Below are 12,859 nucleotides of genomic sequence, written 5' to 3'. Positions count from 1 at the left end.
GCTTTGCAGCGTGGCAGAGCGTTTGGAAAGTTCATTATGGCCAGCTTCTCAGATACCATCTTCGCGCTTTCCAGCGGCCCACTGCCGGCCGGTGTCGCCGTGGTCCGTATCAGTGGATCAGCGGCTTTTGCTGCCTGTGAGAAACTCGCCGGCAAACTACCAGACGCACGCATCGCGTCACTGCGATCGATTCGAAACCGTGACGGTAACCTATTGGACCAAGCGCTTGTGTTGGTCTTCCCTGGGCCCAACTCGTTTACCGGTGAAGACTGCGTGGAACTCCATTTGCATGGTAGCCGAGCCGTGCTTTCGGCAGTCTATGCCGAACTTGAGGCATCTGGTTGCCGTACGGCGGAGGCAGGCGAGTTTTCTCGCCGCGCATTTCAGCGTGGCAAGCTTGATCTGGCCGAGGTGGAAGGTCTTGGCGATCTGCTGGCCGCCGAAACGGAGATGCAACGACGCCTAGCCATATCAGGAAGTTCCGGTACGCAATCGAAACTCTATGCATCCTGGCGGCAGCGCATCTTGCATGCTCGTGCGATGCTGGAAGCAGAGCTTGATTTTGCCGATGAGGAAGACGTGCCCGGTAGCCTTGCTCAAAGCGTCATCCGCGATGTAGCGGCCTTGCGTGAGGAGATGCAGGAGCATATCCGGCTTGAGGGCGCCGGAGAAATCATTCGTGATGGTTTCAAGGCGGTGATTGTTGGCGCTCCGAACGCCGGAAAATCGAGCCTTATGAACGCCTTAGCGGGTAACGATGTAGCCATCGTTACCGATATAGCTGGCACTACCCGGGACGTTCTTCATGCGGACCTGAACCTCTCCGGCTACTTGGTTCGTCTTTACGATACGGCCGGTCTACGGGAAGCCACTGATAAGGTGGAACGGATGGGCATCGATAGGGCCCGTGTTAAGATATCGGAAGCAGATCTAATCCTCTTGCTATGTGATCTACAGGCGACTGACCACACGGGCCCCGATTTACCGGATGGTATCCCGATCGTCAGTGTTGGGACCAAACTCGATCTGAACCCCGACGTTTATGCGGGGAAGTATGATTTAGTGATTTCGACGGAGACCGGCGCCGGTATCGATGAGTTGCGAAATGAAATTATCCGTCATATCGAAGCCCGAACGCATGGCTTGACGCAGGTTGTTCCGAGCCGGTTGAGACACGTGAACCATATCAAGAATGCCATTTTCGCCTTGCGGACGGCTGATGATTGGAGTATTCGCGAGACAGAATTTTTGGCGGAGGATCTCCGCCAGGCTGCCGATGCGCTTGGGCGTATTTCAGGCCGCATAGACACCGAGGAAGTACTCGGTGTTATCTTTTCATCCTTCTGTATCGGCAAGTGATTCACGTGAAACATGCACCGGCGACCCAGTGGGGCTCGCCAGAGCTAGGATTAAATCATGACGGACCCGAAATATGATGTCATCGTGATCGGCGGCGGCCATGCCGGTACTGAAGCAGCGGCTGTTGCCGCACGCATGGGTGTGAAGACGCTTCTGATTACCCATCAGAAGGAAAAAATTGGTGTCATGTCATGCAATCCGGCTATTGGCGGCCTTGGAAAGGGTCATCTGGTCCGCGAGATCGATGCACTCGACGGTGTAATGGGTGTGTGCGCCGACCAGGCGGGTATCCAGTTCCGCATGTTGAACCGGAAGAAGGGTCCAGCCGTTTGGGGTCCTCGTACGCAGGCGGACCGCCGTCTGTATCGTGAAGCGGTACAGGCTGCTTTGTTCAATCTACCTGGACTGGACATCATGGAGGGGGACGTTGTCGATCTCCTCAACGAAGGACGTACCGTGCATGGTGTCGTGTTGGCGGATGGGCGGACGATCAAGTCCGATGCCGTGGTTCTGACGACCGGCACGTTCTTGCGCGGTCTTATTCATATTGGCGATCGGAAAATTCCTGCGGGACGCATTGGAGAAGCGCCTTCCGTTGGTCTGAGCGCCACTCTGGCGTCATTCGATCTGCGCCTCGGGCGCCTCAAGACTGGCACGCCCGCGCGTTTGGACGGAACCACCATCGACTGGGCGGCGCTTGAGATGCAGAAGGCCGATTCGGATCCGATACCATTTTCATTCATGACCGACAAAATCGTGAATCGTCAGATCGATTGTGGCGTTACGCGAACGACGGCGGCAACCCACAGGATCATCAGCGACAATATTCATCGCTCGGCGATGTATTCCGGCCAGATCGAGGGTGTGGGGCCGCGATATTGCCCATCGATTGAAGACAAGATCACCCGTTTTGGTGAGCGCGACGGCCATCAGATCTTTCTGGAGCCGGAGGGCCTTGATGACACGACGGTGTATCCCAACGGCATCTCCACATCTTTGCCTGAAGACGTCCAGGAAGCGTTTATTCGGACTATTCCTGGTCTCGAAGCTGTTCGGATTATTCAGACGGGCTACGCCATCGAGTATGATCATGTCGACCCCCGAGAGTTGCAGCCGTCGTTAGAGCTGAAGACCGTGAAAGGTCTTTATCTGGCAGGCCAAATTAATGGAACGACCGGTTACGAAGAGGCGGCCGCGCAAGGTCTCGTGGCTGGACTAAACGCTGCGCTGCGCGCACAGAAACGTCGTGGAGTGCATTTCAGCCGCGCTGATTCTTATATCGGGGTCATGATCGACGATCTGACAACAAGGGGGATAACAGAGCCCTATCGCATGTTTACCTCGAGGGCGGAGTTCCGTTTGTCCTTACGAGCTGACAATGCCGATTTGCGCCTGACAGCGAAAGGCATCGAGTGGGGATGCGTTGGCCCCGATCGTGCGTCTCGCTTTGTAGAATTTGATTCATCATTTCGTGGAGGCCTACAGAAGCTTCAGGAACTGTCGTTGACACCGAATGAAGCCACGGCTCATGGTCTAAAATTGAATCAGGACGGACGCCGAAGGTCTGCGTCGGAACTGCTCAGCTTTCCAGATATCGACTTGAACAAGCTGGGACAGATCTGGCCTGAATTGGAGGGCTGGTCGCCCAAAATTGCGTCTGCTCTATCCACTCACTGTGCCTACGCGACCTATCTGGATCGGCAACAGGCGGATATCGACGCCACAAAGCGCGAAGAGCAGCGCGGTATTCCGGTGGATTTCGATTTCCTAGGCTTGCCAGGATTGTCGAACGAGCTAAAGCAGAAACTCACTGCCGCGCGACCCTCTACAATCGCTCAAGCAAGCCGGGTCGATGGTATGACACCGGCGGCCATCTCCTTGCTTATAGGCGTGCTGCGCCGCGGTGATTTCGAGCGGAAAGCGAGCTAGAGCGTTGTCAGAGTCAAATATACCCTTGAAGGTTGCTGGCGTGGATGTTTCACGTGAAACCCGCCAGCGGCTCGAGATCTTTCAGCGACTGTTCGAAAAGTGGTCAGCGACCATGAATCTGGTGGCGTCATCCACCAAGAAAGATTTTCAACAGCGCCATTTGGCGGACAGTATTCAGATTTTCAATCTCCTACCGTATCCGAAACAATGGATTGATCTTGGTAGCGGCGGCGGGTTTCCTGGCATCATTACCGCAATTCTCCTGGCGGAGCTGGGAGATGGCTGGGTTCATCTTGTAGAAAGCAATCACAAGAAGGCTGGTTTTCTCCGGCAAGTACTTCTTGAGACAGGGGCTCGCGGCACGGTCCATGCGTGCCGTATCGAAGACGCTCCTGCCCGAATCGACGTTTGTGACGCAATTTCTGCCAGGGCCTTGGCGGAGCTCGACATGCTCCTGGAATTTGCCCTTCCATGGGTGCAGCGCAATCCCCAGATAAGAACCTATTTCCACAAAGGCCGGGATTATCAGGCCGAAGTCGATAAAGCGCGTGGTCGCTGGCAATTCGACATGATAAAACATTCCAGTGCGATCGAGCCTGACTCCGTCATTCTGGAGATCACCGATATCGCCCCGAAGCCTCAACTGAGTTCAGGTGCCGCATGACGAGCGAAAAAAACCGCATCATTACCATCGCGAACCAGAAGGGTGGCGTTGGCAAGACCACGACCGCCATCAATCTTGCGACGGCACTTGCCGCGATCGGTGAACGGGTTTTGATCATTGACCTGGATCCGCAGGGGAATGCCAGCACGGGCCTTGGGATCGGTCGGCGTGAGCGGAAATTGTCGTCCTACGACATCCTTGTCGGAGCAAACACGGTTGCGGAAGCCGCTTTGCAGACCGCAGTGCCCAACCTGGCGATTATCCCTTCTACCTTGGATCTCCTGGGGCTCGAGATGGAAATCGCCCAGCAGGCCGATCGGGTGTTTCGCCTGAAGACGGCTCTGTCTGCCGACGATGCGCGGTCCTACAACTATGTCCTCCTGGATTGCCCGCCGTCGTTCAATCTTCTGACGATGAATGCCATGGCCGCGGCGCATTCGGTGCTAGTTCCTTTGCAGTGCGAATTCTTTGCGCTGGAAGGTCTCAGCCAGTTGCTTGAGACGATCAATCAGGTGCGCCGCAGCGTGAATCCCTCGCTGGATATCCAGGGTATTGTTCTGACGATGTTCGATGCCCGCAACAACTTGGCGCAACAGGTTGTCAACGATGTTCGCACGCATCTGGGTGAAAAGGTCTATCACACCTTGATTCCGCGTAACGTCCGAGTTTCCGAGGCACCATCTTATGGTAAGCCGGCTATTCTTTATGACCTGAAATGTGCGGGCAGCCAGGCCTATTTGCAGCTGGCTTCCGAGGTCATCCAGCGAGAGCGCCAGCGAAAAGCTGCCGCCTGATTTGGATCTAAGACGCCGGGAATGTGAAGGTATTGCGGTATGAATGACGACATCTCCAAACGTCGGCTTGGGCGTGGCCTGGCTGCATTGATCGGTGAAATGGACCAGCCGGCGCCGGTCGGAGAAGGCCGTTCAACGGTCAGCGCTGATCGCATGGTGCCGATCGAGTTCGTTTCGCGCAATCCGAAGAACCCGCGCCGCTATTTTGATGAAGCCGTGTTGCAGGAACTGGCCGGATCGATCCGCCAGCATGGCATCGTGCAGCCGGTGGTCGTCCGCACGCGTGATCGTGATCGGTTCGAAATCATTGCCGGCGAACGTCGGTGGCGGGCGGCTCAGCTCGCCGGTCTCGTGGAAATTCCCGTCATTGTCCGTGATGTTGATGACAGGACAGCCCTAGAACTCGCAATCGTCGAAAACGTCCAGCGCGCAGATCTCAATCCGCTGGAAGAAGCTCTTGGCTATGAACAGCTGATTGCTGAACATGGCTACACGCAGAATGATCTCGGCGAGATTATCGGCAAGAGCAGAAGCCATGTGGCAAACAGCCTGAGACTGTTGAAGCTGCCCGATCAGGTGCGGAACATGCTGGCCGATGGCAGCCTGTCCGCCGGTCATGCTCGGGCACTGGTACCGACTTCGGATCCTGTCGCGCTCGCACGGGTCATTACGTCCAAAGGCATGTCTGTGCGGGATGCAGAGCGCCTGGCGCAGAATGACATCAAGGCTCAGAATGCACCTGCTCCAGATGCTGCCAGCGCTGCCAGCATGAAGGATTCCGATACGCTGGCATTGGAGCGTAGCCTGAGTGACCGTCTTGGCCTTTCCGTGACGATCAATCACAAGGGTGCTGGTGGCCAGTTGAGGATTGCTTACAAGACTCTGGAGCAACTTGAGGAAATCTGCCGCCTGCTAGAGGCTGCCCGATAAGCTCAACTCCCAGGCAAAAATGATTAGCCGGCTCTTCTATTAAACCGTGCAGCGTGCAACGTCGTTGACAGCAGGCTCTGCAAGGCAATCGTGTCTTCCAGTGCCTGCCTCTGTCGTGTTTGCAGGATAGTCGCCTGCAAACGGCGGGCCTCGCGCGCCAGTTCTGACGGCGGCCAAGTCCTTAGCGCATTTTCAAGGACGGGTTTACGGCGGAAATGAATGCCCCGGCCAAGCGTCTGCATCACTTGTGACGGCTGGAGCTTTTTCAACTGCATCTCCGCCGCCATCGCTTCAAGCTGCTGGAACTGCCGCATGCAATTCTGCAGAACGAGAAACACTGATGTCTTGGACGATGCGATTTTCTGCATCGCATGCAGCAGGTCATCGGGTTTGCCGCTCATGACAGCGTCGACCGCTTCATCAACAGAGATGGCACTGGCGTCACCGACGATGTCGACCACATGCTCGCGCTCAATTGAGGGCATTCCCCGGCAATAGAGCGCCAGCTTGCGGATCTCGTTTCGGGATGCAATCCGGTCGCCGCCCAAGGAATCGATCAAGAGGGCCCGTGCGGCGGGGGAAATCGCCAGCCCGGCTTCGGAAAGTTCGGCGTCTATCAAGGCGTTGAGGGATCGAGCGTCATCACTATAGCAGGCCACGATCGCGATATTGCGCGATGTTTCGCCGATCTTGCGTAAGGCAGCCCCCTTTTTTAGGTCGCCGGCCTCAATAATCACATAGCTTTCATGTTGTTCCGTTGCCGAAATATGTTCGAGCGCGTCGGCAAGGCGCTTATCGGCCCCTGCCCCCTTTATCCAGATCAGCTTCTCGCCACCGAACAAGCCGACCGAGTTGACCTCATCAGCCAGACGCCCAGGATCGCTCTGGATGTCAGACGCATCAAGCCGAACCAGAGAGAAGGGATCGTCAAGGGCAACGCCTGTGTTGCTGGCAATAGCCGCGGCTCTTTCGCTGATCAAACCCTGATCAGGCCCATAAAACACAAACAGGCGATATTGCCCACGAGATCGTTGACGGAACTGATCGAATTCGTGGGACTTTATCTCGGTCATCTGATGTCGGTATCAGCGGCCCAGGACAGCCGCCAGATCAGCCCGAACCAGTTCCGCGATCTCTCCGGCCGCTCTGTCTTCCGCGTCCCGCACAGCGCGCATCTTGGCGAATTCCTGGATTGGATAATAGACGAATACCGATACGGTCCGCTTACCCACCTTCAGGATGGTGCCATCGGACATCCGGCTCAGCGAATAGCTTGCTGACATGGTCAGGTTGCCCGTCTTCATGACATTGGTATCTTTGTCACCCAAGACCTCTGACGCACTGGACGACACGTTCAGCTGAACACTGTATTCCGGGTTCTGGGGCTCGCCTGCGCCGCCTGAGGTCAGGAAGATCAGGCGATTACGCAGTTCCTGCGTGACGCGATCCGTCGCATCAGCAAAGCCGATCGCAGGCAGCGCCTTTCCGGCATTCCCACCCGTCTCATAAAGCGGACGAACCTGGCAGCCAGTTGCCAGGCTGACCGCCAGGAGCGTGGAACCGAGAACCAATTTGCTTAGCCGCAGGCGAGCGAAATCAAACAACAATGTTCACAATCCTTTGCGGCACCACAATAATCTTCTTTGGCGCCTGGCCCTGCAGCGCGGCCGCTACCGCATCCAGGGCCAGCACCGCCTCGCGTACGGCATCTTGGTCCGCATCACGGGCGATTGTCAATTCAGCACGCTTCTTGCCGTTGATCTGGACCGGCAGCACAATCTCGTTTTCGGCCACCAGATCAGGATCAAATACCGGCCAGGTGGAGGTCGAGACCATGCCGGCATTGCCAAGCACGGCCCAGCATTCCTCCGCCAGATGCGGCGTCATGGGCGCGATGAGCTGCACCAGGATCTCCGCGGCATTGCGCACCGCGGCGGTGTAGGTCGCGTCCCCTTCGCCACCGGCAACACGGGTCAGCGGAGCCGCCAGGGCGTTCACAAGTTCGTAGATGCGCGCCACAGCCTTGTTGAAGGCGAGCTTGTCGAAATCCCCCTGCACAGCCATCAGCGTCTTGTGCGCAATCTGCGAGATCGCCAGAGCTTCGCCATCCTTAGCCGGATTCGCAGCAACTGCTCGCAAGGCTGGTGCGGCTTCGGAAACCAGGCGCCAGACGCGCTGCACGAAGCGATGCGCACCCTCAACGCCTGATTCGGACCAGATGACGTCTCTTTCCGGGGGAGAATCGGAGAGAACGAAGAAGCGGGCGGTGTCGGCTCCGTAGGAGGCGATGATGTCGTCGGGATCGACAACGTTCTTCTTCGACTTCGACATCTTCTCGATCGAGCCGATGGCGACGTCCTCGCCAGAGGCGATCATGCGGGCGCGCCGCACGCCATTGATCTCTTCGATCCTGATCTCGGCCGGCGTTACCCATTGGCCGTTGGCGCCTTCGCCCAGACGATAGGTCTCATGAACCACCATGCCCTGGGTGAAGAGACCGCGGAACGGTTCTGACAGGCTGACATGTCCGGTTTCACGCATCGCACGGGTGAAGAAACGCGAGTAAAGCAGGTGCAGGATCGCATGCTCGATGCCGCCGATATACTGATCGACCGGCAGCCAGTGGTCGGCAACCTTGGGATCGGTCGGTTCGTTCTGCCATGGCGCGGTAAAGCGGGCGAAGTACCAGCTCGAATCGACGAAGGTATCCATCGTGTCGGTTTCCCGCCGGGCAGGCTTGGCGCAGACAGGGCAGTTCACGTGACGCCAAGTCGGATGCCGGTCGAGCGGATTGCCCGGAACATCGAAGCTCACGTCATCCGGCAGCTTGACCGGCAGATCCTGCTTCGGCACCGGCACGACGCCGCAGTCCTCGCAGTGGATCACCGGGATCGGGCAGCCCCAATAGCGCTGGCGGGAGACGCCCCAGTCGCGCAGTCGGAAGTTCACCTTGCGCTCTGCCTGTGGCCGGCCGTGCAGCAATGTCGCAGCCAGCTTCTCGGTTACCGTCTCAAACGCCTCGGCGGGGGTCATGCCGTCGAGGAACCGCGAATTGATCATCACGCCGTCGCCATCATAGGCCACATCGCCGATCGCAAAACTCGCTGCGTGGGCATCGGCAGGCATGACGACGGGAACCACAGGCAACTGATATTTGCGGGCGAAGTCCAGGTCTCGCTGGTCTCCGGAAGGGCAGCCGAAGATGGCTCCGGTGCCGTAATCCATCAGCACGAAATTGGCGATGTAGACTGGCAGTTCCCACGCGGGATCGAAGGGATGTTTCACTCTGATGCCGGTATCCATACCGCGTTTCTCGGCAGTCTCCAGAGCGGCAAGGGATGTGCCTTGGCGACGGCACTCATCGCAGAATGCTGCGAGGTCGGCATTGTTTTCAGCAACCGCCTTGGCCAGGGGATGATCCGCGGCAATCGCCATGAAGGACGCGCCAAAGAGCGTGTCCGGCCGGGTGGTGTAGACGGTCAGGTCCGTGAAACCCTCCGGCGCCGATGCCGGAACAATCTCCCAACGCAGGGTCAGGCCTTCCGATCGGCCGATCCAGTTCTTCTGCATCAGGCGTACTTTTTCGGGCCACTGGTCGAGCGTATCCAGCGCTTCCAGCAGGTCCTGAGCGAAGTCGGTGATCTTGAAGAACCATTGGGTCAATTCGCGCTGCTCGACCAGCGCACCGGAGCGCCAGCCGCGGCCGTCGATCACCTGCTCGTTGGCCAGTACGGTCTGGTCGACCGGATCCCAATTGACCTTGGACTGCTTGCGATAGACCAGTCCCTTTTCCATCATGTCCAGGAACAGATGCTGCTGGCGCTGGTAATATTCGACATCACAGGTCGCGAATTCGCGCGACCAATCCAGCGACAAGCCCATGGACTTCAACTGACCACGCATGGTGGCGATATTCTCATAGGTCCAGTCCTTGGGATGGACCTTGTTCTGCATGGCGGCATTTTCCGCGGGCATGCCGAATGCGTCCCAGCCCATGGGGTGCAGCACGTTGAAGCCGCGTGCGCGCTTATAGCGCGCCACGACGTCGCCCATGGCATAGTTGCGCACGTGCCCCATATGGATGCGTCCCGATGGATAGGGGAACATCTCGAGCACGTAATATTTCTGCCTGGACATATCCGCGTTGTCGGTTTCGAAAACGCGTGCCTCTGCCCACTTCGCCTGCCAGCGGGGTTCTGCGTCGCGCGGATTGTAGCGTTCGGTGCTCATGGGACTTTAAAATTCCGGTACTGAAAGGGGAAATTTGGTGGTGACCTTCACCATGAAACAGTCCTATCGTCAAGTTTTCCCCGCCCTGTGCCCCGAAAAGCTTGCGCCATAGGCGTGGCAGAACCTTGCCCTGCGATCCGCGGCTTGCCCTGCAGCGTAGGGTGTCGCACATAGGATGCGGTGATTTGCAGCGAGGGCATGGATATGACAGTCGAGCAACGCTTGAACGAGGTGCGGGAACGGATATCGAGGGCGGTCCGTCAGTCCGGTCGTGAGCCGGATTCGGTTTCCCTTGTCGCCGTTTCCAAGACGTTTGAAGCCGATGCCATCCGGCCGGTGATCGCCTGTGGGCAGCGGATCTTTGGCGAAAACCGCGTGCAGGAAGCGCAAGGCAAGTGGCCGGAGCTGAAGGCCGAGACTTCAGGGATCGAGCTTCATCTCATCGGCCCGCTGCAGTCGAACAAGGCGGCCGACGCTGTGGCGCTGTTCGATGTTATCGAAACGGTTGATCGCGAGAAAATCGCCCGCACCCTGGCTGACGAAATGCGGCGGCAGGGTCGGTCGGTGAGGCTCTATGTTCAGGTCAATACCGGTCTGGAACCGCAGAAGGCGGGCGTTGCGCCTGATGATGTCGGGTCCTTTTTGAAGCTCTGCCGTGAGGAACTGTCGCTGTCGATCGAGGGTCTGATGTGCATCCCTCCGGCCGACGAATATCCCGGTCCGCATTTTGCCCTGCTTGCCAAGCTGGCCAGGGAGAATGGTGTGCCCAGGCTTTCGATGGGCATGTCCGGAGACTTCGAATCGGCCATCGCCATGGGCGCGACCAGCGTACGGGTCGGCTCGGCGATCTTCGGCACGCGCTGACGGCGGGCCGGATCGGAATTATCAAAAGACAAGCCTCACTACCGCTTTCGTCTGGCTTCCCATGAAGCCCGTGCGTCCGTAACCTCTCTTCACGAGCCGTGGTTGGAGCATGGGCTCGGGGAGGATGTTATGACGATGAGCTATCTGGACACATTCAAGGCCTGGCAGAACGACCCGGAGGCCTTCTGGAAGACTGCAGCGGACGCGATTGATTGGTTCAAGCCGGCGACCTCCATATTCGACGGCGAACAGGGTACCTACGGCCGCTGGTTCAGTGGAGCCGAAACCAACACCTGTCACAACTGTGTCGACCGCCACGTTCTCGCCGGTCGCGGTGCCGATACGGCCCTGATCTATGATAGCCCGATGACCGGCCTCAAACGGCGTTATAGTTTCGACGAGTTGCTGGCCGAGGTGAAGGCGATTGCCGCTGTTTTGCGCAATCACGGAATCGGCCGTGGCGACCGGGTGGTCATCTACATGCCGATGGTGCCCGAAGCTGTGTTCTCGATGCTGGCCTGCGCGCGGCTTGGCGCCGTGCATTCCGTGGTGTTCGGCGGGTTTGCCGCCCATGAATTGGCCACGCGCATCGATGACTGTAGTGCCAAGGCCGTTATCAGCGCCAGCTGCGGACTGGAACCCGGCCGCGTCGTTCCCTACAAGCCTATGCTCGATCATGCGGTGGATCTCGCGCGCGTCAAGCCGGACTATTGCTTCGTGCTGCAGCGGGACGAACTGCATGCTCCGCTACGCTACGAGCATGGCGACGTCGATTTCGGCCAGGCGATCGAGGCTGAGAAGCTTCTGGGCAATGACGTGCCGTGCACGCCGGTTCTGGCCACCGATCCGCTCTATGTCCTCTACACATCGGGCACGACAGGCCAGCCCAAGGGTGTGGTGCGCGACAATGGCGGTCACATGGTGGCGCTCTCCTGGTCGATGCGAAACATTTATGGTGTGAAGCCGGGTGAAGTTTTCTGGGCTGCCTCGGATATCGGCTGGGTGGTGGGCCATTCCTACATCGTCTATGGCCCCCTGCTCGCCGGCAATGCGACCGTCCTGTTCGAAGGCAAGCCTGTGGGGACACCGGATGCCGGCACTTTCTGGCGGGTCGTGTCGGAACATGATGTGAAGGTGCTGTTCACCGCCCCGACAGCGTTTCGCGCGATCAAGCGCGATGATCCGGATGGCGAGTTCTTCCGCAAATATGATCTCTCCGGCTTGCGCGCTCTCTTCCTGGCCGGTGAACGGGCCGATCCCGAAACCATCAAATGGGCCGAAATGCAGCTCCAGGTTCCAGTGATCGACCACTGGTGGCAGACGGAAACGGGCTGGCCGATGGCGGCCAATCCAGCAGGCCTCGGGCTGTTGCCGATCAAGTATGGCTCGCCCGCCGTTGCCATGCCGGGCTACCAGATCGAGGTGGTCGATGATGCCGGCCATCCTGTCGGACCTGGTACACTCGGGAACATCGTGGTCAAGCTTCCCTTGCCACCCGGTTGTCTGGTCAGCTTCTGGAATGCCGATGAGCGCTTCCGTGCGTCCTGCCTGGAAGAGTTCCCCGGCTACTACAAGACCGCCGATGCCGGGATGATCGATGACGAAAGCTATGTCTTCGTGATGGCCCGCACCGATGATATCATCAATTGCGCCGGCCATCGCCTGTCGACGGGTGCAATGGAAGAGGTCTGCGCCATGCATCCGGACGTCGCGGAATGCGCAGTGATCGGCATAGCCGATGATTTGAAGGGCCAGGTTCCCTGCGGCTTCCTCGTGCTCAAGCGAAATGTTTCACGGGAAACCTCCGCGATCCAGCGGGAAATCGTGCAGTTGGTCCGAGATGAGATCGGTCCTGTCGCGGCCTTCAAGACCGTGATGGTGGTGGAGCGGCTGCCGAAAACGCGCTCGGGCAAGATCCTGCGCGGCACGATGCAAAAAATCGCCGACGGACTGCCCTGGAAAATGCCTGCAACAATCGACGATCCGGCGATCCTGGACGAGATCACCGCCGTGCTGCAGCGCAACGGCATGGCGCAGATCCCGCTGGCGTCATAGAACATATCGCGATCTGCGGCGTTGCTTCCCTGCA

At 58.3% G+C, this 12,859-nt stretch carries 10 protein-coding genes; 7 read left to right on the top strand and 3 right to left on the bottom strand.

Features of this window, described 5'->3' with window-relative positions; genetic code table 11:
• Window positions 1-36 precede the first annotated feature (36 nt).
• The 5 genes from mnmE to B9A97_RS13630 are packed head-to-tail and all read left to right on the top strand — an operon-like array spanning window position 37 to window position 5,676.
• Window positions 37-1,359, top strand: a complete 1,323-nt coding sequence (gene mnmE / locus B9A97_RS13650; protein ID WP_084365894.1) for a tRNA uridine-5-carboxymethylaminomethyl(34) synthesis GTPase MnmE — start codon at window positions 37-39, stop codon at window positions 1,357-1,359.
• Between the two features lie 57 nt (window positions 1,360-1,416).
• Window positions 1,417-3,288: a tRNA uridine-5-carboxymethylaminomethyl(34) synthesis enzyme MnmG gene (gene mnmG / locus B9A97_RS13645; RefSeq protein WP_084365893.1), complete on the top strand. Its 1,872-nt coding sequence runs from the start codon at window positions 1,417-1,419 to the stop codon at window positions 3,286-3,288.
• A gap of 25 nt (window positions 3,289-3,313) precedes the next feature.
• Entirely contained in the window at window positions 3,314-3,952 is a 639-nt protein-coding gene (gene rsmG, locus B9A97_RS13640; protein ID WP_084365892.1) for a 16S rRNA (guanine(527)-N(7))-methyltransferase RsmG, read from the top strand.
• Window positions 3,949-4,746: a ParA family protein gene (locus B9A97_RS13635; protein ID WP_084365891.1), complete on the top strand. Its 798-nt coding sequence runs from the start codon at window positions 3,949-3,951 to the stop codon at window positions 4,744-4,746. The genes rsmG and B9A97_RS13635 overlap by 4 nt, the downstream gene beginning before the upstream one ends.
• A gap of 39 nt (window positions 4,747-4,785) precedes the next feature.
• The gene (locus B9A97_RS13630) at window positions 4,786-5,676 is read left to right on the top strand and encodes a ParB/RepB/Spo0J family partition protein (protein ID WP_084365890.1); all 891 of its coding nucleotides are present in this window, start codon (window positions 4,786-4,788) and stop codon (window positions 5,674-5,676) included.
• A gap of 23 nt (window positions 5,677-5,699) precedes the next feature.
• On the opposite strand, the gene holA is transcribed toward B9A97_RS13630, so the two are convergent.
• Genes holA through leuS form a run of 3 tightly spaced genes read right to left on the bottom strand, consistent with a single transcriptional unit; the run spans window position 5,700 to window position 9,906 of the window.
• Window positions 5,700-6,749 (bottom strand): DNA polymerase III subunit delta, encoded by a 1,050-nt coding sequence (gene holA / locus B9A97_RS13625; protein WP_084365889.1) that lies wholly within the window; start codon window positions 6,747-6,749, stop codon window positions 5,700-5,702.
• Between the two features lie 12 nt (window positions 6,750-6,761).
• A complete protein-coding gene (locus B9A97_RS13620; RefSeq protein ID WP_084365888.1) occupies window positions 6,762-7,283 on the bottom strand; it encodes a hypothetical protein in 522 nt (173 codons plus the stop codon).
• Window positions 7,273-9,906, bottom strand: coding sequence for a leucine--tRNA ligase (gene leuS, locus B9A97_RS13615; RefSeq protein WP_084365887.1), 2,634 nt, complete (start codon window positions 9,904-9,906; stop codon window positions 7,273-7,275). Before leuS ends, B9A97_RS13620 begins: the two co-directional genes overlap by 11 nt.
• A 204-nt stretch (window positions 9,907-10,110) precedes the next feature.
• Here leuS and B9A97_RS13610 point away from each other — a divergent pair, with 204 nt between their 5' ends.
• On the top strand, window positions 10,111-10,770 hold the full coding sequence (locus B9A97_RS13610; RefSeq protein WP_084365956.1) for a YggS family pyridoxal phosphate-dependent enzyme: 660 nt from the start codon (window positions 10,111-10,113) through the stop codon (window positions 10,768-10,770).
• Between the two features lie 129 nt (window positions 10,771-10,899).
• Window positions 10,900-12,825, top strand: coding sequence for a propionyl-CoA synthetase (locus B9A97_RS13605; RefSeq protein ID WP_084365886.1), 1,926 nt, complete (start codon window positions 10,900-10,902; stop codon window positions 12,823-12,825).
• The last annotated feature ends 34 nt before the right edge of the window (window positions 12,826-12,859 follow it).

Source organism: Rhizobium sp. RU36D (genome assembly GCF_900176345.1).
GTDB lineage: Bacteria > Pseudomonadota > Alphaproteobacteria > Rhizobiales > Rhizobiaceae > Allorhizobium.
This window is presented reverse-complemented; position numbering and strand designations above follow the sequence as displayed.

What these genes read in the sequence shown, in the direction of transcription:
- mnmE (WP_084365894.1), top strand. Translation starts at nt 37, where the DNA reads ATGGCCAGCTTCTCAGATACCATCTTCGCGCTTTCCAGCGGCCCACTG.
- mnmG (WP_084365893.1), top strand. Translation starts at nt 1,417, where the DNA reads ATGACGGACCCGAAATATGATGTCATCGTGATCGGCGGCGGCCATGCC.
- leuS (WP_084365887.1), bottom strand. Translation starts at nt 9,906, where the DNA reads ATGAGCACCGAACGCTACAATCCGCGCGACGCAGAACCCCGCTGGCAG.
- B9A97_RS13610 (WP_084365956.1), top strand. Translation starts at nt 10,111, where the DNA reads ATGACAGTCGAGCAACGCTTGAACGAGGTGCGGGAACGGATATCGAGG.
- B9A97_RS13635 (WP_084365891.1), top strand. Translation starts at nt 3,949, where the DNA reads ATGACGAGCGAAAAAAACCGCATCATTACCATCGCGAACCAGAAGGGT.
- B9A97_RS13605 (WP_084365886.1), top strand. Translation starts at nt 10,900, where the DNA reads ATGACGATGAGCTATCTGGACACATTCAAGGCCTGGCAGAACGACCCG.
- holA (WP_084365889.1), bottom strand. Translation starts at nt 6,749, where the DNA reads ATGACCGAGATAAAGTCCCACGAATTCGATCAGTTCCGTCAACGATCT.
- B9A97_RS13630 (WP_084365890.1), top strand. Translation starts at nt 4,786, where the DNA reads ATGAATGACGACATCTCCAAACGTCGGCTTGGGCGTGGCCTGGCTGCA.